The 20286-nt window shown below is 63.5% G+C and carries 19 protein-coding genes and 1 tRNA gene; 10 read left to right on the top strand and 10 right to left on the bottom strand.

Going from position 1 to position 20286, the window contains the following annotated elements:
• Nucleotides 1–148: 148 nt before the first annotated feature.
• Together MAB_RS11900 and MAB_RS11895 are read left to right on the top strand one after the other, a co-directional pair.
• Nucleotides 149–1630 carry an Ada metal-binding domain-containing protein gene (locus tag MAB_RS11900; RefSeq protein WP_005091823.1) on the top strand — a complete coding sequence of 494 codons (1482 nt, stop codon included), beginning with the start codon at nucleotides 149–151 and terminating at the stop codon, nucleotides 1628–1630.
• Nucleotides 1627–2130 (top strand): methylated-DNA--[protein]-cysteine S-methyltransferase, encoded by a 504-nt coding sequence (locus MAB_RS11895; RefSeq protein ID WP_005058688.1) that lies wholly within the window; start codon nucleotides 1627–1629, stop codon nucleotides 2128–2130. The genes MAB_RS11900 and MAB_RS11895 overlap by 4 nt, the downstream gene beginning before the upstream one ends.
• Here the strand turns inward: MAB_RS11895 and MAB_RS11890 are convergent.
• Both MAB_RS11890 and MAB_RS11885 read right to left on the bottom strand, forming a co-directional pair.
• A complete protein-coding gene (locus MAB_RS11890; RefSeq protein WP_005115237.1) occupies nucleotides 2087–2857 on the bottom strand; it encodes a rhomboid-like protein in 771 nt (256 codons plus the stop codon). The two genes, MAB_RS11895 and MAB_RS11890, sit on opposite strands and share 44 nt — an antisense overlap.
• Nucleotides 2858–2875: 18 nt before the next feature.
• Nucleotides 2876–3886, bottom strand: coding sequence for an adenylate/guanylate cyclase domain-containing protein (locus MAB_RS11885; RefSeq protein ID WP_005079255.1), 1011 nt, complete (start codon nucleotides 3884–3886; stop codon nucleotides 2876–2878).
• A gap of 974 nt (nucleotides 3887–4860) precedes the next feature.
• Here MAB_RS11885 and MAB_RS11880 point away from each other — a divergent pair.
• The 4 genes from MAB_RS11880 to MAB_RS11865 all read left to right on the top strand — a co-directional run bounded on the left by MAB_RS11880 (nucleotide 4861) and on the right by MAB_RS11865 (nucleotide 6737).
• Complete coding sequence (locus tag MAB_RS11880; protein WP_005119835.1) at nucleotides 4861–5463, top strand: MspA family porin; 603 nt, start codon at nucleotides 4861–4863, stop codon at nucleotides 5461–5463.
• 12 nt (nucleotides 5464–5475) lie between these two features.
• Nucleotides 5476–6030 (top strand): hypothetical protein, encoded by a 555-nt coding sequence (locus MAB_RS11875; RefSeq protein ID WP_005079252.1) that lies wholly within the window; start codon nucleotides 5476–5478, stop codon nucleotides 6028–6030.
• An 88-nt stretch (nucleotides 6031–6118) separates the two neighbouring features.
• Complete coding sequence (locus MAB_RS11870; protein WP_005110839.1) at nucleotides 6119–6424, top strand: WXG100 family type VII secretion target; 306 nt, start codon at nucleotides 6119–6121, stop codon at nucleotides 6422–6424.
• 10 nt (nucleotides 6425–6434) lie between these two features.
• Nucleotides 6435–6737 carry a WXG100 family type VII secretion target gene (locus MAB_RS11865; protein ID WP_005110837.1) on the top strand — a complete coding sequence of 101 codons (303 nt, stop codon included), beginning with the start codon at nucleotides 6435–6437 and terminating at the stop codon, nucleotides 6735–6737.
• A 46-nt stretch (nucleotides 6738–6783) separates the two neighbouring features.
• Here MAB_RS11865 and MAB_RS11860 read toward each other — a convergent pair.
• The 6 genes from MAB_RS11860 to infC form a co-directional block, all read right to left on the bottom strand.
• Nucleotides 6784–6854: transfer RNA gene (locus MAB_RS11860), tRNA-Cys, on the bottom strand.
• 69 nt (nucleotides 6855–6923) lie between these two features.
• Nucleotides 6924–7880, bottom strand: coding sequence for an oxidoreductase (locus MAB_RS11855; protein WP_005079249.1), 957 nt, complete (start codon nucleotides 7878–7880; stop codon nucleotides 6924–6926).
• Nucleotides 7881–7946: 66 nt separating this feature from the next.
• Entirely contained in the window at nucleotides 7947–8699 is a 753-nt protein-coding gene (locus tag MAB_RS11850) for a TrmH family RNA methyltransferase (protein WP_005079247.1), read from the bottom strand.
• Between the two features lie 44 nt (nucleotides 8700–8743).
• A complete protein-coding gene (rplT, locus tag MAB_RS11845) occupies nucleotides 8744–9133 on the bottom strand; it encodes a 50S ribosomal protein L20 (protein WP_005058700.1) in 390 nt (129 codons plus the stop codon).
• 62 nt (nucleotides 9134–9195) lie between these two features.
• The gene (rpmI, locus tag MAB_RS11840) at nucleotides 9196–9390 is read right to left on the bottom strand and encodes a 50S ribosomal protein L35 (protein ID WP_005058702.1); all 195 of its coding nucleotides are present in this window, start codon (nucleotides 9388–9390) and stop codon (nucleotides 9196–9198) included.
• Between the two features lie 31 nt (nucleotides 9391–9421).
• Nucleotides 9422–10036, bottom strand: a complete 615-nt coding sequence (infC, locus tag MAB_RS11835; protein WP_071997922.1) for a translation initiation factor IF-3 — start codon at nucleotides 10034–10036, stop codon at nucleotides 9422–9424.
• Between the two features lie 266 nt (nucleotides 10037–10302).
• Between infC and MAB_RS11830 the strand changes: the two genes are divergently transcribed.
• The 4 genes from MAB_RS11830 to MAB_RS11815 all read left to right on the top strand — a co-directional run bounded on the left by MAB_RS11830 (nucleotide 10303) and on the right by MAB_RS11815 (nucleotide 15781).
• Nucleotides 10303–10677, top strand: coding sequence for a DUF1844 domain-containing protein (locus MAB_RS11830; protein WP_005058706.1), 375 nt, complete (start codon nucleotides 10303–10305; stop codon nucleotides 10675–10677).
• Between the two features lie 57 nt (nucleotides 10678–10734).
• Complete coding sequence (gene lysX / locus MAB_RS11825; protein WP_005110833.1) at nucleotides 10735–14067, top strand: bifunctional lysylphosphatidylglycerol synthetase/lysine--tRNA ligase LysX; 3333 nt, start codon at nucleotides 10735–10737, stop codon at nucleotides 14065–14067.
• Nucleotides 14068–14159: 92 nt separating this feature from the next.
• Nucleotides 14160–15536 carry an alpha/beta hydrolase gene (locus MAB_RS11820; protein WP_005110831.1) on the top strand — a complete coding sequence of 459 codons (1377 nt, stop codon included), beginning with the start codon at nucleotides 14160–14162 and terminating at the stop codon, nucleotides 15534–15536.
• 26 nt (nucleotides 15537–15562) lie between these two features.
• Nucleotides 15563–15781: a hypothetical protein gene (locus MAB_RS11815; protein WP_005079236.1), complete on the top strand. Its 219-nt coding sequence runs from the start codon at nucleotides 15563–15565 to the stop codon at nucleotides 15779–15781.
• Here MAB_RS11815 and MAB_RS11810 read toward each other — a convergent pair.
• Both MAB_RS11810 and uvrA read right to left on the bottom strand, forming a co-directional pair.
• The gene (locus tag MAB_RS11810; RefSeq protein WP_005079233.1) at nucleotides 15778–17259 is read right to left on the bottom strand and encodes an AMP-binding protein; all 1482 of its coding nucleotides are present in this window, start codon (nucleotides 17257–17259) and stop codon (nucleotides 15778–15780) included. The genes MAB_RS11815 and MAB_RS11810 overlap by 4 nt on opposite strands.
• A 10-nt stretch (nucleotides 17260–17269) precedes the next feature.
• Nucleotides 17270–20224: an excinuclease ABC subunit UvrA gene (gene uvrA / locus MAB_RS11805; protein ID WP_005110827.1), complete on the bottom strand. Its 2955-nt coding sequence runs from the start codon at nucleotides 20222–20224 to the stop codon at nucleotides 17270–17272.
• Nucleotides 20225–20286: the final 62 nt, after the last annotated feature.

Below are 20286 nucleotides of genomic sequence, written 5' to 3'. Positions count from 1 at the left end.
TGCCAGGAGCCGTGGTGGCAAACCGCGTCGTCCATGACCATCACCGTGCTGGTCGGCCCGGTATGCCTAAATACCCGCGGAGGGCCGGCCAGACGATAATGTCCGATTTCCGCTAGCGCCGACCCCAGCGGCCGGGCATGCTCAAGTCATGGAGCTTGACGCGGAGGCCTGCTACCGGGCCGTTCAATCCCGCGACACACGATTCGACGGGCAGTTCTTCACCGCCGTACACACCACCGGAATCTACTGTCGGCCATCCTGTCCCGCCATCACGCCGAAACGACAGAACGTTTCCTTCCACCCCACCGCCGCCTCGGCGCAGGCGGCGGGATACCGGGCCTGCCGGCGCTGCCTTCCCGACGCAGCACCGGGATCGCCATTGTGGAATATCAAGTCCGATTTGGCCGTCCGCGCGATGCGACTTATCGGGGACGGCCTGGTCGAGCGCGACGGTGTAGACGGGCTGTCCCGGGCACTCGGATACTCGAGTCGCCAGCTGAACAGGGTCCTGCTGGCCGAGCTCGGGGCGAGCCCACTGGCACTTGCCCGCGCCAATCGGGCCACCACGGCGCGTGTGCTGATTCAGCGCACTGATCTGCCGATGTCCGATATCGCCTTTGCCGCAGGATTTTCCAGCATTCGCCAATTCAACGACACGATTGCCGCAGTCTTCGCGACCACACCCTCCAAGCTACGGACCGAGCTCCCCCGCAAGGAATGTCCCGCGCCGGAACCCATTCCCGGCGCCGTCAGCCTCAAACTTCCTCTACGGCAGCCACACAACATCGCATGGTCAACGTGGCTGTTGGAGCATCATTGCGCGCGAGGCGTAGAGGATTTTTCCGACGGCCGGTATACGCGGGCGTTGCGGATGCCGCATGGGCCGGTGATCGCGACGTTGACGGTCAGCGCCGACCAGGTGCGGGCCGACTTGCAGCTCACGGACATGCGCGACTTGGCCCCCGCGGTGGCACGCCTGCGCCACCTGCTGGATCTGGACGCCGACCCGTCGGCTGTCGACGAAGCCCTACTGTCACACCGCGTCCTTGCCCCGCTGGTGACCGAGGCCCCGGGGATCAGGGTTCCAGGGACCGTCGACGGTGCAGAGCTATTGTTGCGCACCATGATCGGCCAGCAGATCTCCGTGGCGGCGGCCAATACGGCGACGGCGTCCCTGGTGGCGGCCCTTGGCGAGGAAGTTACCGACGCCACGGGACGAGTGACCCATCTTTTTCCGACCGCCGAAACCGTTGCTGCCGCAGCCCAGGAGGTCATGGCCGGGCCAGCGGCACGGATCGCAGCGATCGCCGGGGCCGCCGACAGGCTCGCAACAGGAAAATTGGAGTTGCATCATGGCATGACTGGCACCGATCTACGTCGGCAGTTGTTGGATATCAAGGGGATTGGCCCATGGACCGCAGACTACGTGGTCATGCGCCAACTGGCCGACCCCGACGTGCTGCTGGAACACGATCTTGTGCTGCGGCGCGGCGCCACCGCCGCAGGTGTCGACATGGCAACCGCCCGTGCTAGTTCGCCATGGCGCTCTTATGTCTCCATGCACCTGTGGCGCAAGGGAATCGCCGCGCTACCGCGGCAACTCACTCGCAAACCGAAGGGAAAATCGTGACCGATCATGCGACTCTCACCACCCCGGTGGGCCCATTTACCGCCATCGTGGATGATACGGGCGCCGTCTTGGCCTCGGGGTGGACCGACTCACCTGAACTGCTCCGCGCACTGATTCACCCATCCCTGCGCCCCAAGACCCTGACGCCCAAACGCGATCTGGGAAAGGTCACCGAGGCGATCACCGACTATCACGCCGGCGACCTGACTTGTATCGACTCGATCCCTGTAGTTCAGCGTTCCGGGGCGTTCCTCATGCATGCGTGGGATGTGCTGCGAACTGTAGATCCACAGGCACCCATCACCTACAGCGAGTTCGCCGACCGCGCCGGGCGGCCCGCCGCCATCCGCGCCGCCGCAAGTGCCTGCGCACGGAACGCGGCGGCGTTGTTTGTGCCATGCCACCGTGTTTTTCGGATCGGTGGCGCGCTAGGGGGCTTCCGCTATGGGCTCCCGATCAAGCGATGGCTACTTGACCATGAGGCCGCCGCCGTTCGCTGACCCAATGCGTGATCAGCACCGCAGCGAGCCCAGCCGGCAGGGCCACAGCCAGCGTTTGACCGTCCTCAGAGAACAGCATCAACGCGAAAAGACAACCACAAGCCAAGAGCGACAGCCGAAGAGCGGACCAATGAGGCGCGTACGATGGTGTCAGCCGCGCACCCAGCATCCCGAGTAACAGTGCCGTCAGGTGACCGACTTCGGTGAAGGTCTGGTTACATACAATGGCGACGAGCCCGATCGTGATCCATCCCCACCCCCACGAGGTCCGCCATCGCGGTGGGATCGAAAAGGTGAGCGCTCCCAATACGGCGGCCGTCCCATAGCTCATCCCGACATCGCTGGCGCGCGCGATGGATACGGGAGCCCAATGAAGCCAGACCGCAAAGGCAAGCCCCAGCCCGACGATGAGGGTGGCCCCGATGTGGCCCAATACGAATGTCAGCGCCAATCGTCCACTACGCCACTGCAGTTCCGCCAGCGCAAGAATGCTCATCAAGCCCGGAAGCCACAGGTAGATCGGACCGGCGTCAGTCACGAATGCGCTGCCGATGAGGGTGCCCAGATGCCCTTGGTGGAGATTGTGCAGGTTGGTACTCGCGTGGGCGACGACCCGGTCTTGCATCCGTGGGCCCTCTATGACCAGCACCACGGCGACAGCGACCAGGGCCACCGCGTAGCCGATCGTCACGCGTAGGCGAACCAGCGCGGCCCATACTCTCCGCATGACCCATGATCGCACCCACTAGACGCGACCGTCATCTCCCGGAGCTGGCAGTTGTCTGCGAGTTTCGAGCAGGTACATCTTCATATTTTCGGGTACTCCGGCCGGTCGGCTGGAGAACAGCGGACGCCGCACCGGAGTGGGCGTGAGTCCCATGTGGTCAAGAAACGCCAGCGGCACCTTGGCCAATGCCGGCTGAGAGATGGCGAGCCCGCCTTTCGCGGCACTCTCCATCACCCGCGCCGCGATGTTCACATCCACACCGAGCCAATCGGAGCCGATACGCTGGGGCGTACCCGCATGGATGCCGATCCGCATCACCGGCGTATATCCCTGGATCTCAACGTTTTTCAGCGCGTCTCGGGCAGGAATGATGGCACGTAGCGCGGTTACCGGGTCATCGAAAACCGCCATGATGCCATCGCCCATGCGCTTGACTACCTGGCCCCCCGCGCTGAGCAGCGGAGGCTCGGACACGGACGCGACACGGCGCAGCAGCTTGAGAGTCGCTTCGTCACCAGCCTCAAGCGCCCATCCGGAAAAGCCGACAAGATCGGTGAAGACCAAAGTGACCTCACGGTTGGCCGGCTGCTTGCTCACCTTCTCGGTGAAGGCCTGCCAAATCTGCAATGCGCCGAAACCAAACTCACGGACCGCGGTGTCCCTGTCGGTCACCAATCGATCGGCGGCGCGCGCGACTGCGCTCGCACCGCCAAAACCACTGGTGGACAACGGGTCACCGAAATAGGGGTCACCGGGCAGAGAGCGCCGCGCACGGCGCAGCGCCGCCACTACCGCGGGATCGCGATCCATCTTGCGGAACCAACTGCCCGCCGTGCGCGACGCACGCGCGAAGTGACGGGAGGCAGACTCCGTCGACGGGACCTCATCCGCCGTCGTGTCAATGCCGTCCGTCACCTGGGCGGAATCATGCCGCACAGGTCCACGGGTACGGCCTCGCCTGCGCTTACGGATCCCAGAGTCGAACTCACCGTCCGGTTCGGCATCGAGGCCTGACGGCTCGACATCCACGTGATCAGCCTATGTGCTGCGGTGGGTGGCGGCAATCTTGCGGTTACCCATGTCGCCGACATGACGAGCGTTTCCATCGCGCCAGGTCGTCGTCCGTTATGGCTGGTAACGGCGCGGCGAACGCTCACCCGCGCGCGCAAATCCCGCCGCCGATTCCGGCGACATGTCCTTGCGACGGCCGCCCCTCCCCGCAACGTCCGTGACAGGCGTCGCATGGCCCCAGCCTGGCCCCCACCTTCGCAGACACTCAGCGCTGCAAAACAAGGCGGAGACTCGGCCCCAGAGAGCGCCGGAGAGGTTAGGGCCCGCATTCGCTGACACGTCCCACGCGGGCGTCCGATCTAGTCATTGCCCCCTCCCCGACACGACGTGGAGAGCGTCACCAAAATCGATGGCTCATCGACGCTCGGATTACCGTACGCAACCCAGCTGTTAATTAGCCCGCGCATGCCGTTCAGGCAGGTCGCACCCATGCGTAACACCCGTTTACGCAGCTTTTACAGGGCTTTACTATGGCGTGGGCCACATTTTTCCGTGTTCCATTTCTGTCGTCTGACAGACGAAAACTACTCGTCCGGAGAACGGGTTTACCCTACCGTGGACGGTTTGACACATACCGTTCACCAGTCGATTGACCCAGCATAAGTACATATTTGGACAGCCTGCCCTTTGTTATTTGCCAGCGTCCAGCAACATGACATCAACTCACATCGAAAGAAAGTCGAAAGTGAGCGGAATCGTCTCCGGCGGCAATTTCTGTGAAAAACCTGTGAAAAGTGACCAGCGGCGGCGATTCCGTCGGCGTATCTTTCCGTCAGCTCACATCACGAACTGATCACACCGATACGCAATCGATGACGCCGCAAGCTCTCAACTTCAGGTACTGGTTCACCACCGTTCATATCCACAAGGGTCATATCCACAAGGGGAAACGAGGCATCCACATGGCCGTACGCAAACGAGTTGGCGCCGTCATGGCGCTGGTCACTGCGATCTGTACCTTCGCAACGGCGCCGGCGCACGCTGATCCGGTCGCCATGGCGCCCCAGACGTACACAAAGGTCACTCGTGACGGCTGGACTCTGGTGATCCGGATCGACCACGAGACCATCAACTCGGTGCCCAACCTGGCCGAGGCGTCCAACTCACGCGAGGCGTTCGTCACCTTCGACGCGACAGCGGTCGCCACGGGCGGATCGGCCCCGATCACCGACAGTCTTTTCATCGCCGGGTATCAACTGGGTTGCCAGACAGACGTTTCCAGCGGTCTGCAGATTGGTGGCACGGGTGGTCTCGCAGGGTCCGTTGGCTATAGCGGCGGGCCGTCGGTTGGTGGTTCCGGTGGACTTGCCGGTTTCGTCCAGACGATCCTGCAGCCGGGTGTGATCACGGACCTGCCGCTGGCGAACATGGCCCTCAGCGATGGCGGCAAGGCCATGCTGGACGTGGACAATCTGCACATCAAGGCGGATGCTTGCGGTGGCGATGTCACGATCCGCTCGTATGTCTATCTGCGAATCTCGACCGCTTCTGCGCATACTGAGTTCGCCATCTACGGCGACCCGATGAAGATCTAAGGAGGAGTCCCTGTGCCGAAGAAGAAAATTGCCGCCACCGCGGCTGGTGTGGCCGGAGCCCTCGCCTTGGCGGGATTCGCCGCACCGACAGCAGCAGCCGACCCGCCGGGCATTCCCTTTGTGCCCGGCGTGCCGGCTCCCCTACCGGCCACCCCGGGTAGCTACACGTACATCTACAACAACTTCCCGGCGGTGGCACCCGCCACGGTCGATGCCCGGGGAGTCAAGATCGCGGCCAATGCAGACCCGGCGGCCGGTGCCGCCGGCCTGCCGGGCAGCAAACTGGGCAACGCCGCGCACCCCGCGAACGTGCTGACCTCGTCGAGCACGCGATACGGCATCCAGGGCGGCGTCAACCCCGCGGCCCCGGCCAGCACCACCGGGGTGCAGTTCGCCGCAGGCAATGAGAATCCCGCGTTGGAAGATCCGCATGGTCAGCCACCGCAGAGCATCGCTCCGATCGAGGCCGCCGCTCCGACGGTGATGCCGGGTGCGCCCACACCTCCTGTGCTGGAATCGCCGGACGGCCAACCTCCCAAGGCCGAAGAGGCACCAGCCGGCGGCTAGAGCTCGACCGGGCGAGAGGGATTCGGCCCCGTTCGCTTGTACACCCCCGCGGTGGCTGATAGCTTCGTGCGACAACAAGGGGGCGGGGATGAATCCTGGATTAAGCGTAAATCCTGAAGAGCTCAAGAAGCTTGCGGAACAGCTACATGGCACGGTGACAGAATTCAACTCTACTGCTGGTCACCTCACTCAGCTTGCTCAGGAACTCGCGCAATCACTACAGGGCGAAGGCGGTAAGGCAGCGCATGCCGCGATGGGCGAGTTCACCTCTGCACTATCTGAGCTGGCCATCGAGGAACAACACATTGCCGAGAAGGTCAGTGATTTCGCAAGCACCTTCGCCAGCAGTGAGGGCCTGAGAGCCACCTCGATCACTCAGACGCTGGATCGGTAGGCGGGGCCTCATGGCCGATTTGGTCTACGACTACGCGAAAATAAGCGCACTAGTTGGTGATTGGCAAGCCTCGATAGCGAGACTGCAGCAGTTGCTCGATGAACAGAGGGCTGAGGTGAACAAACTCGCTGAAAGCTGGACGGGCGCAACCGGTGATGCGTTCCGTCGCGAACAAAAGATTTGGCAACAGACAGCGGACACCCTTTTGGCTGCGGCGAAGAAGCTCGGCGGACTGATTAGCGCAGCCGCTGAGGCGATGGCGAAGACCGAGGCCGGGGTAGCGAATAACCCCCAATTCAGTGGGTCCGACTAGGTCTCCGGCGCAGGGAGAATCCGCAGCTAGACCTACGGTCAGATAGAGCGAGTGACGGGACTCGAACCCGTGTGAACGGCTTTGCAGGCCGGTGCCTAGCCTCTCAGCCACACCCGCGTCGAGCACCGATAATGCCGAACCACGATGCGCGACACGAGTGTTGGACTCAGAGTGATCCCAGCGGCGCTAACCGCTGAGTCGCGAGTAGTCGGCCCCGGTGAGTTCCACCGACTTCTGCCACAACTGCGCCGCCAGCTTGGGGTCACGTGCTTCCTTGCTCCGGGGTGCGCGCGCTACCGGTCCCCTGGCGCCGGTCAACTGGGTGGGGCCCAGATAGTCGTCGGGCTGGACATCCGGCATCGACGCGGCGTACAGCTCGGACTCCGCACCTTGGCGCTCGTCCTGCAGCACCAGGCCCATGCCGAAGTAGAAGGCCTTATGCAGCCCCGGGAGTTTCGGAATCATGGAGTCGAACAGGTTGGTGGCCGCCACTCCGGGGTGCACATTCACCGACACCAGCGAGGATCCGGCGGCCGCGGCCTTTCGAGCCAACTCCGAGCCGAACAGCATGCACGCGAGCTTCGAGGCGCGATAGGCGGTCATCCGGTTGTACCGACGCTGAGTGAAGTTCAGGTCGTCGACCTTCAGGTTATTGCGTCCCTGCGCGTGCGCGACGCTGCCCAGAGAAATCACCCGGGGCGCGTCGGCGGCCAGTAGCGACGGCAGCAGCGCGTCGGTCAGCACGAAGTGGCCGAGATGGTTCACGCCGATCTGCATCTCGAATCCTTCGGCGGTGCGCTGCAACGGGATCGCCATGACACCCGCGTTGTTCAGCAGCACGTCGATGGTCGGCGCCTGGGTGCGGATGGCGTCCGCGGCCGATCGCACCGATGCCAGACTGGTGAGGTCCAATTCAACGAGCGCGTGGTCAGCATTCGGACCCAGGGCACGCACCTTGTCCAGGGCCGCGCGCCCGGTCTGCTGGTTGCGGCAGGCAAGCACGACGCGGGCGCCGGCACGTGCGAGCGCCTCCGCGGCAACCAGACCCAGACCGTTATTCGCACCGGTGATGACGTGTGTCTTGCCAGTCTGGTCGGGAACATCCGATTCACGAAAGTGCCTGATCTGCAGAGGTGCGGGCATGAGGTTCCTCGATCCATCGAAGTTACTAGTACTCGCCGTTACGGCTTTGTCGGATAGTACTGGAGGCTATTGACGGCGATGCATCCGCGCCGTGGCGTACAGACAAATGGAGGCGGCGCTGGCCAGGTTGAGGCTCTCAGCTCCCCCACGCATCGGGATGTTGATCCGATGCGTGGCCAAGGCTGCGGTCGCCCCGTCGAGCCCATGGGCCTCGTTTCCGAAGAACCAAGCGCAGGGGCCCGCAAGGACCGCGTCCGCCTCATCGAGGGAAAGGTCACCGTCGAGAGTGGTGGCCAATAGAGCCACCCCCGTCTGCGCAAGATCGGCGGCGATCGCCCCGACGTCCCCTTCGGGCACCACCGGAATGTTGAAAATGCTTCCCGCCGAAGCACGCAAGCTTTTGCCGTTGAAGGGGTCGACGCTATTGCCCGCCAGTACGACGGCATCGGCACCCATCGCGTCCGCGACCCGGATGAGGGTGCCCGCGTTGCCAGGTTCCGAGATATCCACGGCGACAATGACAAATCGGGGCGATCGCGCGGTGACTTGAGACCAGGTGGATACGACAGTGCGGCACTGGGCGACCAGCCCCACCGGAGTCACGGTGTCGGACAACGCTTTAGCAGCGCGCTCGGTGACCCGGCGTACGGGCGCTTCGGCCAACAGATCGACAAATCGCTCTATCGCGGCATCCGTCGCAAAAATCCGCTCAACCGCACCGGAACGCAGTGCGGCCTCGACGAGGTTGGGGCCTTCTGCCAGAAAAAGACCGGCCCGCCGACGGGCGGCGGGCCGGTGCAGTTTGACCGCGTCGATCACTGTCTGTGACCGCTCAGTCAGTGCCGTTGAGTCAGCCGGAATGCTCAGGCGGCTTCCCCGGCCGGAGCGTTAACATCCTCAGGCAGCGCGGCCTTGGCGACCTCGACCAGCGCGGTGAACGCAGCGGCATCGCTGACTGCCAACTCGGCGAGGTTCTTACGGTCGACCTCGACGCCGGCAATTTTCAGCCCCTGGATGAAGCGGTTGTAGGTGATGTCGTTGGCGCGGGCCGCGGCATTGATGCGCGCGATCCACAGCTTGCGGAACTCACCCTTACGGGCGCGACGATCCCGGTAGGCGTAGGTCAGCGAGTGCAGCTGCTGCTCCTTGGCCTTCCGGTACAGGCGCGACCGCTGACCGCGGTAGCCCTTGGAGGCCTTCAGGATTGTCCGGCGCTTCTTCTGGGCATTGACAGCCCTTTTCACGCGTGCCATAAATTTGTTCCTTCTAGTGATGCAGAGTGGTGCTGTGGTGTTGGGGTGGTCGTGGTGGGCTGCTAGCCGGTCAGCATCTTCTTGACGCGCTTGGCGTCGTTCTCCGCAACCACGGCGCGGCCGTCGAGACGGCGGGTGCGAGAGGTGGGCTTGTGCTCCAGCAAGTGGCGACGGTTCGCCTTCTGGCGCACGATCTTTCCGCTACCGGTGGTGCGGAAGCGCTTCGACGCACCGCTGTGGGTCTTGGCCTTGGGCATCTTGGTGTTCCCTGTTCCTTTGTTTTCCGTACTAGGTCTGTTCGGTGGGCGCTTGCTCGGCCGGCGCGGCCGCCGAAGCCGTCGCCGGTCCTGCAGGAGCCTCCGCCTGCTGTGCCGCCTTGGCCCGGGTCTTCGCGCCCCGGTGCGGCGCCAGCACCATCGTCATGTTGCGGCCGTCCTGCTTCGCGGATGTCTCCACGAAGCCGTAGTCGGCGACGTCCGCGCCGAGCCGCTGCAGCAGCCGGTATCCCAGTTCGGGCCGGGACTGCTCACGTCCGCGGAACATGATCGTGACCTTGACCTTGGATCCGGCTTCCAAGAAGCGGACCACGTGGCCCTTCTTGGTTTCGTAGTCGTGATCGTCGATCTTGGGCCGAAGCTTCTGTTCCTTGACGACGGTCTGTTGCTGATTCTTGCGAGACTCACGCGCTTTCTGGGCCGTCTCGTACTTGAACTTGCCGTAGTCCATGATCTTGCAGACCGGCGGTCTGGCATCTGGGGCTACCTCGACAAGGTCGAGATCGGCGTCGGCTGCGACGCGGAGCGCATCTTCGATCCGCACGATGCCGACCTGCTCGCCTTTCGGGCCGATCAGGCGGACTTCGGGTACGCGGATACGTTCATTGATGCGGGTCTCAGTGCTGATGTGGCCTCCCTGGCTCGTCCTCTACCTGTCGTGACCGAAGCTCGGTTCGACGGGGACAAAAGCGGGCCCATCAGCAAGAAAGCCCTGCACATGGCAGGGCCCGAAGCCGACCGGTCACGACGAGATACGCCGTTCTGCGTAGCGCAGAACACCCACCAAAGGTGGCTGGACCGGACCGCTGTACCTTGTGGCCAGCGGTGGGAGCGGGACTCCACTTGATGTCCCCGACAGAGTCGGGAACGGTCGCACGTGACAGTCTAGCAGCCGTGACCGATGACCTTGACCATGATCAGTACGACCGGGATCAGTACGACCAGTCCCCGGCCGAGAGTGTCCGCGAGCTTGCCGACATCCCTGCGATCGAGGTGATAACCAAGGCCATCGTCATGCTGATGAGCTCCAGTGCCGAAAAACTGGGGCTGTCCTCCGCCGATCCCGACGAGAGCCCGCACCGTGACCTGGATGAAGCACGCCGGCTGATCACCGCACTCGCGGGCTTGGTGGCCGCCTCAGTCGAGTACCTGGGACCGCATGCCGCACCGATTCGGGACGGGTTACAGAGTCTGCAGAAGGCTTTCCGCGAGGCCAGCGCAGTGCCGGACGAGCCCGGGCAGGGCCCCGGCGAGAAGTACCTGCGTTAAAACGCCGGGAACTCAAACTCGCAGGGAACGCCAAGGCATGCCACTTATTCTCGCAAGGTGACATCCATCAAACCGGCAGTTGAACCACCCGCCCCGGATCATCCCGCTGTCACGGCGCTCCCGGGAATCGGTGCACGCCCGGCAGCGCGACCACCCGTAACCTCACGGTGGCGCTGGGTCCCGGCGTTCTTCGGCTGGTTTGTCGGCATCCAGGCGATCCTGAACTTCCTGTCGAGCATCTCGCCATTCATTCGGATGGTGACGAAGCTGCCTCGCGAGTTCGTCGACGAATACCTGTTCGGTTGGCCCGACGGCAGCCTGTCCTGGGCTTTTGTACTGTCGCTACTGGCCGCCGCCCTGGCGGTGCGCAAGAGCATCGCCTGGTGGGTGCTCTTGATCGACCTACTGGGACGGTCAGCACTAAACGTGGGCGGCTTCATAGAGCATCGTGACACCACCGAGCTGATCGGTCTCGTCGTGCACGGCGCGTTCATCCTGTTGCTGCTGCTCGCGCGTAAGGAGTTCTACGCCAAGGTACGCCGCGGTGCGACGGTCAAGGCGGCGCTGGTGCTGATCGCGGGGATGGCCGCCGGAACAGTCCTGGCATGGGGCCTGCTGGAACTCTTCCCCCGCACGCTTGTCCCCGGTGATCGTTTCTGGTGGGCACTCAATCGGGTGGCCGGCTTTTCGATCGCCTCACACCGCGATTTCGATGGTCTGCCCCCTCACTTCCTGAACTGGCTCTTCGGGTTATTCGGCGCGCTGGCCCTGATCGCCGCGGCCATCGTGTTGTTCCGCTCGCAACGAGCCGTCAACGCGCTGACCGGTGATGACGAATCTCTAATCCGCGGGCTCCTGGAGCGCTATGGGCAGGACGACTCCCTGGGTTATTTCGCGACGAGACGCGACAAGGCCGTCATCTTCGCGCCCAATGGCCGAGCGGCCGTGACATATCGGGTGGAAGTTGGCGTCTGCCTGGTCAGTGCCGATCCCATTGGGGACAAATCGGCTTGGGGCCAAGCCATTTCCGCATGGCTGCAGGTATGCGACGCTTACGGCTGGGCGCCGGCGGTCATGGGCGCCAGCGCCGAAGGTGCGCTGGCGTATCGCGAACATGGGCTCAACGCACTGGAACTCGGCGACGAGGCCATCTTGTACCCGCGCTCATTCTCGATTTCGGGTCCGCATATGGCCACGGTCCGGCAGGCGGTCAACCGCGCACGACGTTCGGGACTATCGGTGCGCATCCGCCGCCATCGCGAACTGAGCGCCGAAGAGACGAAACAGATCATCGTCAATGCCGACCTGTGGCGTGATGGCAATACCGAGCGCGGCTTCTCGATGGCACTGGGACGGTTGGGGGATTCCACCGATGGCGACTGCCTGTTGGTTGAGGCGATCGATTCCACGGGCGATCCCGTCGCCATGCTGTCTCTCGTACCGTGGGGCACCAACGGGGTGTCCCTCGAACTCATGCGCCGCTCGCGTCAATCACCCAACGGCACTATCGAATTCATGGTCACGGAGCTGCTCACACGCGCAGAGGGTATGGGGATCACCCGCGTTTCCCTCAACTTTGTGATGTTTCGCTCGGTCTACGCCGACGGCTCCCGAATCGGAGCGGGCCCGGTACTTCGACTGTGGCGCTCGGTGCTGATGTTCGCCTCACGGTTCTGGCAGTTCGAGCAGTTATATCGCTCCAATGTGAAGTATCAGCCGGAATGGGTGCCCCGGTTCGCCTGCTACGAAGACGCCCGGCTCATCCCCCGCATCGGCATCGCGTCGGTGATCGCCGAAGGCTTCCTGGTGCTGCCCTTCGGCAACCGCGACAAGCCGAGGCACACCGGCCAGTACAGCGCGGTTCCACAGGCCATCGTGGCCACGGGCCTGCTGCATCACGATGGCAGCACACCCGAGCTACTGCCCCAGACAGCACCTCAACAGCGCGTACCGGAGCAGGTCAAGGTTCGACTGGGCAAGCTGGCCGCCTTACAGGAGAAGGGAATCGACACATACCCGGTGGGATCGCCACCGTCCCATACCGTGGCCGAGGCGCTTGCCGCACCCGACGGTAGCGAAGTGGTCATCAGCGGGCGATTGTTGCGAATCCGCGACTACGGCGGTGTGTTGTTCGCACAGCTACGGGATTGGTCCGCGGAGGTGCAGCTGCTTATCGACGATCCGCGGCTGCACGAAGAGTTCACCGCCGCCGTCGATCTGGGTGATCTGGTCGAGGCCAGCGGGGTCATGGGTCAATCGAACAACGGCACCCGATCGGTCCTGGTGGAGTCGTGGCGGATCATCGGCAAATGCCTGCACCCGCTCCCCGACAAGCGCAAGGGCCTTACCGACCCCGAAGCCAGGGTGCGTGCACGATACCTCGACCTGGCGATCAACCCCGAGGCTCGCGAGCAGATCGCGGCCCGTAGCGCGATCATCACATCGCTGCGCAATACCCTTTTGGCTCAAGGTTTCCTAGAGGTGGAAACACCGATTCTGCAGCAGGTGCACGGCGGAGCCAACGCGCGTCCCTTCCTGACACACATCAACGCGTACAACTTGGATCTGTATCTGCGTATCGCGCCGGAGCTGTACCTCAAGCGGCTCTGCGTCGGTGGCGTGGAGAAGGTCTTCGAATTGGGGCGGGCCTTCCGCAACGAGGGCGTCGACTTCAGCCATAATCCCGAATTCACCCTGCTCGAGGCCTATCAGGCGCACGCCGACTATGTGACCTGGGCCCAGACCACGCAGCGGCTCATCCAGAACGCCGCGAAAGCCGCCCACGGCGCCGAAGTGGTGATGCGGCCCGGAGCCGACGGGAGGCTGGCGCCGGTGGACATCGGTGGCGAATGGCCGATCGTTCCCGTGCATGAGGCGGTCTCTCGCGCGCTGGGTGAAGAGGTCAACGCTGCGACGGAAGTGCCGACATTGCAAAGGTTCTGCCAGTCCGCGGAGGTGCAGTTCAATCCGCGCTGGGATGCCGGTCACCTGGTCCTGGAACTCTACGAACGGCTGGTGGAGAAACACACGACCTCACCCACGTTCTATAGCGATTTCCCGGTCTCGGTGTCGCCGCTTACCCGCCCGCACCGCAGCATCGCCGGGCTCGCCGAGCGGTGGGATCTGGTCGCGTGGGGTGTCGAACTCGGCACCGCCTATACCGAGTTGACCGACCCGGTGGAACAGCGCCGACGCCTGTATGAGCAATCACTGCTGGCGGCCGGCGGAGACGCCGAAGCGATGGAACTCGACGAGGATTTCCTGCGCGCGATGGAGTACGCAATGGCGCCAACCGGAGGGATGGGCATGGGAGTGGACCGGGTGGTCATGCTGATCACCGGGCGCAGCATCCGCGAAACACTGCCCTTCCCGCTGGCCAAGCCCCGCTAGCCCGGGACGCACTGAGTAGTCTGAAGTTGTTGGCGTTCCGTATCCGGACTCGTCGGACAGCTGACAGATAATTCACAGAAACCTAGGTCATCATGAGTGCCGTGTCCGGTCATGACATCTCCCTGTTACATGGAAACTTTCCTGTCTCCATGCAGGTCATCACCGGCTTTGCGCTCGTCATTGCCATCGGGCTGCGGACCCGCCGGTGGTTTCGGCGCTGGGTCCCCGTTGCGGTAGGTATCGGTGTCGCGCTGGCCGGGTGGGCCTACTGGTATATCCAGTCCGAGGGGTGGGCGGACAGAGGCAACCCGGCTCCGCTGATGTTGTGGGTATGGATCGCGCTCACGGGCGTGGCCGCCACCGTCTTGGTGGTGGGGTGGCGCACGGCACGCTGGTGGCGCCGCGCGGTCGCGCTCACCGCGGTTCCACTCACCATCCTCTCCGGTTCGCTCATGCTGAACCAATGGGTCGGTTACGTCCGGAGTATCCAATCCGGCTGGGCGCAGTTAACCGCTGGCCCGCTGCCCAACCAGGCCGATATGGCCACCGTGACCGCCGCACGCGAGGAGCGTCGCGGGCCCACGATGACCAAGGGCAAGCTCGTCCCGGTCGACATCCCGGCGGACGCCAGCGGCTTCCGGCATCGCAAGGAGATCGTCTACCTGCCGCCAGCCTGGTTCGACTCCACGCGCACCGAATTGCCGACCATCATGATGATCGGCGGCGAGTTCAATACCCCGAGCGACTGGATCCGCAGTGGGAATGCCGTCGAGGTGGCCGATGCCTTCGCCAGCCAGCACGGCGGAAATGCTCCCGTCATGGTGTTCGTGGACGCCGGTGGTTCGTTCAACAACGACACCGAATGCGTGAATGGGCCACGCGGCAACTCGGCCGATCACCTGACGAACGATGTTGTCCCGTTCATGATTTCACGCTTCGGAGTCAGCCCTCGCCCGCAGAATTGGGGTGTGGTGGGCTGGTCGATGGGCGGCACCTGCGCGGTGACGCTCGCAGCCAAACATCCCGAGTTGTTCAGCGCTTTCGAAGACATCGCCGGCGATATGTCGCCCAATACCGGCAACAAGGCACAGACAATCGCCCGCCTGTTCGGGGGCGACGCCGGAGCATGGGAGCAGTTCGACCCAGCAACCGTGATGACCCGCCACGGACGATATGCCAATACCGCAGGCTGGTTCGACGTCAACGGGCTGCATCGAGCCGGCTCCGGGGCGATCACCAGTACCGGCGCTTCCCCGGGCACTGCGGCGAACGTGCCACTCAGCGATCAGGACCGTGCTGCGCACAAACTCTGCGAGGTGGCCACGGCACAAGGGATCGCATGCACGGTGCAGCACAAACCCGGTGAGCACAAGTGGCCGTTCGCACAGACCGCGTTCACGTCGGCGCTTCCATGGATGGCAGGCCGGATCGGCACGCCGACGGTCCCTGATATGCCGCTGCCGCGCTAGCCCCTGCGGGGGTACCGTCGACCGGTATGTCCGATACTCCTGATCCGGGATACACCGACAGCGGTGTACCGACGTTCGAGTCGGTGCGCGAAAAGATCGAATCTCGGTCCAGTACGGCCGCCGGTTCCGCCGAGCTGGACGCCGAGAGTGCAGAAGGCCGCGCTGTCGAGGCACAGTTCGAAGCGAAAAACAGGGCGGCCGCACAGCGGCTTGCGGAAATCCGTGAGTCTATGCGCGAGGACTAACCCGCGGCTGCCCGACGGGCAGTCGCCTGCTCACGGATGAGGCTGCGCCGCACCTTGCCCGAGTCCTCCCGCAGCGGGTCGGCGACAAACTCGATGGTGCGCGGAACCTTGTACCGGACAATCTGGTCCAGCAGATAGTCGCGCAACTGATCCTCGGTCACGTTGGGTTCGGCGTGTACAACGGCATGCACGCTCTGCCCGAGGTCATCATCGGGTAGACCCACGACAACGCTGTCGATCACACCCGGGTAGCCGTTCATCACCGATTCCACTTCCGCGGGAAACACATTCGCCCCGCCCGTGACGATCAAGTCGGTACGGCGATCACTCATGTACAGGTAGCCGTCATCGTCCAGCCAGCCGAGATCGCCGATCGATTCCCAGGTGCCGAACCGCTTGATCTCAGCACCCAGGTACTTGTACGGGGTGGGCATTCCTTCCCACGGGCGCATGAAGATCTCCCCCACCTCGCCCGCGGGAAGCGGGTTTCCGTTCTCGTCGAGGATGGCGAGTTCACCGAGTGCCGGCTTACCGACGGACCCACGGTGCGCCAGCCATTCCTGTCCGGTGATGATGGTTCCGCCGATGGCCTCGGTGCCGGCATACAGCTCCCAGATGACCTCGGGGCCCAGCAGGTCAATCCACGCTTGCTTCAACCACACCGGGCAGGGAGCCGCCATATGCCACAGGACCCGAATAGTAGACAGATCGAACCGTCCGGGATGCTGACGGAGTTCACGCAGCATGCGCGACATCATGGTGGGTACCACTTGCAGCCAGGTGACCTTGTGGGTACCGATCAGCTCAAGCGCCTCCAGTGCGTCGAACTTCGGTTGCACCACCAGATGATGTCCAAGGAGCAGGCCATATGACGAAAACATCAGCGGGGCATTGTGATACAGCGGGCCGGCGACCAGTTGGGCGTCGGCGTGCTGCATACCCATAATCTCGCCGGCTGCCGTTCCGGTGATGACCGCGGGGGTAGGCGCGACGATGATCTTGGGCCGGCCGGTGCTGCCACCGGAGGTGGGCGCCTTCCAGGCCGGAGATACCACCTCGGGCACGGGACCGGCAAGGTAGTCCTCGGCACCGGGCTCGAATCCCGCTGATACACAAACCCGATCAGGATGGTCGGCCGGGTCTACCCCGACCACGAGCGTCGAGTCGGCCAGTTCGACGATGGCGCGGCGTTCGGCAAGGGGCAGCCGCCAGGACACCGGCTGCGGCGTCGCACCCAGTTTCCACACCGCGATCTGGGCAGCGAAGAACTCCACCGAGTTGGGCAGCCCGATGGTGACGAGGTCACCCTGTCGCACACCGAGACGCTGGTACGCATGCGCCAACGCGGTGGCACGCCGCTCCAGTTCTGCCCGGGTAACCGAATCGGTACCGCATGTGACAGCCGGGGCGTCCGGTTCTGCATCTGCCAAGTTGGCGAGGATGCGAACGAACGGTTCACCAACGGCGGCGTCAGTCATGACTGCCACCCTAGACCGGAGTGACAACCTTCCTGGTCCGCGCTTTGGCCAGTGTCTTCCCGGTACTCTTGGCGGGCGCCTTCGCAGGCGCCTTGCCGTTTCGCACGGGCCTGGGCAGCAAGTCCACCAGGAACTCGCCGGTGTAGCTGCCCGCCGTCTGTGCGACGGATTCGGGTGTGCCCTCGGCCACCACGGTGCCACCACCGGAGCCGCCTTCGGGGCCCATGTCGATGATCCAGTCAGACGTCTTGATGACATCGAGGTTGTGCTCGATGACGATGACGGTGTTGCCCTTATCCACCAGGCCGTTGATCACCGTGAGTAGCTTGCGAATGTCTTCGAAGTGCAAGCCGGTGGTGGGCTCGTCCAGGATGTAGATGGTCTTGCCCGTTGAGCGCTTCTGCAGCTCAGCGGCCAGCTTGACGCGCTGAGCCTCTCCACCGGAGAGGGTCGGGGCCGGCTGCCCCAGCCGCACATAGCCGAGACCGACCTCGACCAGAGTCTTCAGATAACGGTGGATCGAGGTGATGGGCTCGAAGAACTCTGCGGCCTCTTCGATGGGCATGTCGAGCACCTGGGCGATGGTCTTGCCCTTGTAGTGCACCTCGAGCGTTTCCCGGTTGTAGCGTGCGCCGTGGCACACCTCGCAGGGCACGTAAACATCCGGCAGGAAGTTCATCTCGATCTTGATGGTGCCGTCGCCCGTGCACGCTTCGCAGCGGCCACCCTTGACGTTGAAGGAGAACCGGCCCGGCTGATAACCCCGCACCTTGGCCTCTGTGGTCGCCGCGAAGAGCGTGCGGATCTTGTCGAAAACTCCGGTATAGGTGGCCGGATTCGAGCGGGGTGTGCGCCCGATAGGCGACTGATCCACCCGCACCAGTTTGTCCACCTTGTCCAGGCCCGTCACCCGGGTGTGCCTGCCCGGCACCTGGCGCGCCCCGTTGAGCTTGTTGGCCAGCACAGTGGCGAGGATGTCGTTGACCAGAGTCGACTTCCCTGAACCTGATACGCCGGTAACAGAGGTCAACACCCCTAGCGGGAAGGAGACATCAATGTCTTTGAGGTTGTGTTCACGCGCTCCGACCACCGTGACCTGACGTTTCGGGTCTATCACGCGGCGTATCAGCGGCAGCGGAATGCTCTCGGCGCCAGAGAGATACGAACCGGTGACCGAGTTCTTGTTTTTCAACAGCTCCGCATAGGTGCCGCTGTGCACCACCTGGCCGCCGTGCTCCCCCGCCGCTGGACCGATGTCCACCACCCAGTCGGCATGTTTGATGGTGTCCTCATCATGTTCGACGACTATCAGCGTATTACCCAGATCCCTTAGCCGGGTGAGGGTTTCGATGAGGCGACGATTGTCCCGCTGATGCAGTCCGATCGAGGGTTCATCGAGAACATAGAGGACGCCGACCAGACCCGAACCGATCTGAGTCGCCAGCCGAATACGCTGCGCCTCACCGCCGGACAATGTGCCTGCCGCGCGCGACAACGACAGGTACTGCAGGCCGACGTCCAGCAGGAATCCCAGCCGGAATTGGACCTCCTTGAGTACCTGACCCGCGATGGCCTGCTCACGGTGCCCGAGGGTCAAGGCGCCCAGGAACTGCGCGCAGTCGGCGATGGATAGGTCGCAGACCTCTGCGATCGACTTGGTGCCATGCTCCCCCGCCGTCAATGTGACGGAGAGAATCTCAGGCTTGAGGCGGGTGCCCTCACATACGGGGCACGGGATATCCCGCATGAAGCCCTCGTAGCGTTCCTTCGCCCATTCCGACTCGGTTTGTTCCATGCGACGTTGCAGGAAGGCAAGCACGCCTTCGAATTCCGCGTAGTACGAACGAGTGCGCCCGTACCGGTTCTTGTACCTCACGTGGACCTGCTCGGAGGAGCCGTCCAGAATTGCCTTCTTGGCGGCCGCGGGCAGTTTCTTCCACGGGGTATCCACATCGAATCCGAGAGCATCACCGAGTCCGGCCATGAGCCGGACGAAGTAGTCGGCGTTCTGCCCCATCGACCAGGGTGCGATCGCGCCCTCGGCCAGTGTCATGTCCGGGTCCGGGACCACCAGGTCGGGATCGACCTCCTTCTTGATCCCCAAGCCGGCGCATTCGGGACATGCACCATAGGGAGAGTTGAACGAAAACGACCGCGGTTCAAGATCATCCACAGCGAGCGGGTGGCCGTTGGGGCAGGCGAGTTTCTCGGAGAACCTACGCTCTCGCTGGGGAGAATCTTCATCCGCATCCACGAACTCCAGTACCACGATGCCGTCGGCGAGGTGTAGCGCGGTCTCCACCGAGTCGGTAAGGCGCTGCTTGGAGCTCGCCTTGACCGACAGGCGGTCGATGACCACCTCGATATCGTGCTTCTCCTGCTTTTTCAGCTTGGGCGGATCGGTGAGCGAGTGCACTACACCGTCCACGCGAATTCTGCTGTAGCCCTGCGAGTTCAGCTGCTCGAACAGGTCAACGAACTCGCCCTTGCGCGTGCGCACCACCGGAGCGAGCACCTGGAACCGCAGGCCCTCTTCCATATCCAGCACCTGATCCACGATCTGCTGGGGTGTCTGCTTGGCGATCTTCTCGCCGCATACCGGGCAATGCGGCGTTCCGGCGCGTGCGTACAGCAGACGCAGATAGTCGTAAACCTCGGTGATAGTGCCCACGGTCGACCGCGGGTTCCGGTTGGTCGACTTCTGGTCGATCGAGACCGCCGGGGAAAGCCCCTCAATGAAATCGACATCGGGTTTATCCATCTGCCCCAGGAACTGCCGGGCGTAGGCAGAAAGTGACTCGACATACCGACGTTGGCCCTCGGCGAAAATGGTGTCGAATGCCAGGCTCGATTTGCCGGATCCCGAGAGACCCGTGAAGACGATGAGACTGTCGCGGGGTAGGTCAAGGTCGATACCGCGCAGGTTGTGCTCACGCGCGCCCCGCACGATCAGACGGTCGGCCACCGGTCTCCTTTCACACTGCCCTATGCAGGTGTTTTCGCGTCGCTCAGTCCCTGCTGCCCCAT

It is taken from the genome of Mycobacteroides abscessus ATCC 19977 (assembly GCF_000069185.1).
Classification (GTDB): Bacteria; Actinomycetota; Actinomycetes; order Mycobacteriales; family Mycobacteriaceae; genus Mycobacterium; species Mycobacterium abscessus.
The sequence above is the reverse complement of the archived record's forward strand: the minus strand, read 5'-3'. Positions and strand labels throughout refer to the sequence as shown.